General features: G+C 66.5%; 1 protein-coding gene and 1 pseudogene. Both read right to left on the bottom strand.

Annotated elements, in window-relative coordinates; all coding sequences use genetic code 11:
- A partial coding sequence (locus Y705_RS19005; RefSeq protein ID WP_049822578.1) for an endonuclease domain-containing protein occupies window positions 1–670 on the bottom strand: 670 nt, incomplete at its 3' end.
- Window positions 671–989: 319 nt separating this feature from the next.
- Window positions 990–1,271 (bottom strand): annotated as a pseudogene (locus tag Y705_RS21335) (polyprenyl synthetase family protein); the annotation flags it as partial.

The following is a 1,271-nucleotide window of genomic DNA, read 5'->3' as shown; positions in this document are numbered from 1 at the left end:
GTACCTGGGCAACCTGCGCCAGGAGCTCGTCGGGGAAGAACATCACGTCCTCGTAGCAGAAGCGCAGGACCAGGTAGCCACCGATGACCGTGGCCTTGTTGCGCTGCCGGTCCCGGCGGAGGGCCTTACGGTCGGGGTGAAAGGCGGCGCCGTCGATCTCGACCACGAGAAATCCTTCCAGAAGGAAGTCAACCCGGCCCACCCCGGGAAGATGCACCTGTGGTTCCACCTGCCAGCCCGCGTCCTCGAGCACCAGCCGGGCAACCACCTCGATGGCCGAATCGGCGCTCGTGGCAACACGGGCAAGGGCCGAGCGCGCTTTCCCGTTACGCCGTCCCGGCAGGCGGTTGAGCAGAAGCTGGTGCCCGCAGGCTCCCCGCCGGAAAGCACTTTCGATGATCACCACGGATTCCCGGAGGGGCAGACACTGGAGTGAGTGAAGCAGCACGTCGATGAGGCCGACAAGCGGAAGGACCGGATGAACCGCAACGGTGCGTTGCCGGTGGTTGATTGATGCAGGATTGCGACCATGGGTAGAGCTCAGGTGAAGCGACTCCGCCGGTTCGAGGACCCAGAGGCCGTAGTGGGCAGCGGCCGAAACGCAGGTAAGCCTCGCATCGACCCGGTAGGCGGCCGCGAAATCCGCCGGGGCGTCCACCCGGGCAAGCACGCCCTTCCGCAATCGGAAAATTCGGCCCGACCGCACAGCCGCGGCAACGTCCCGCTCTGTCGCTCCAGCCGCCAGCACCCTTGACGTTCGGGCAACACCACCGAAGGCCCCAAGAGCTTGTGCAACATCCATCACTCAAGAAGACCGCTTTTCGGCGCCGACAGTCGGGGCCGGAACGCGTAAGTGGGTAACCCCGCCCAATTATCCGTTGGATCCTGCCCATCTTTCAGCCGGTCAACAGCGTGTCGCCGCCCGACACGCCGCAGTTTTGGCCCTGATCTCCCGAACCCTGGGCAGCACCCGACAGGAAGCGGCAGGGCTAGACTTCCCGGCTGACCACTGCCTGCGCAAAGCTGGCCAGCGCCTGCTTCACCACGCTGTCGGGCAGCGGATCCAGTGCGGCGACGGCGTCGTCGGCCCAGCGCTGTGCGAAGGCCCACGCTTCCTGTGTCTGCGGATGCGACCGCACGGCCGATACCGCCTTCTCCAGCGCGGCATCGGAGGTGAGGTCCGCATCGACCAGGGCGATCACCTCAGCGGCAGAGTCGTCACCTGCCGCGGCAGCCCGCCGCAGAAGGATCACCGGCAGGGTGGGCACGGC

Origin of the sequence: Arthrobacter sp. H41, assembly GCF_000520535.1 — a bacterium.
In the GTDB taxonomy this organism is placed as follows: domain Bacteria; phylum Actinomycetota; class Actinomycetes; order Actinomycetales; family Micrococcaceae; genus Arthrobacter_D.
The sequence above is the reverse complement of the archived record's forward strand: the minus strand, read 5'-3'. Positions and strand labels throughout refer to the sequence as shown.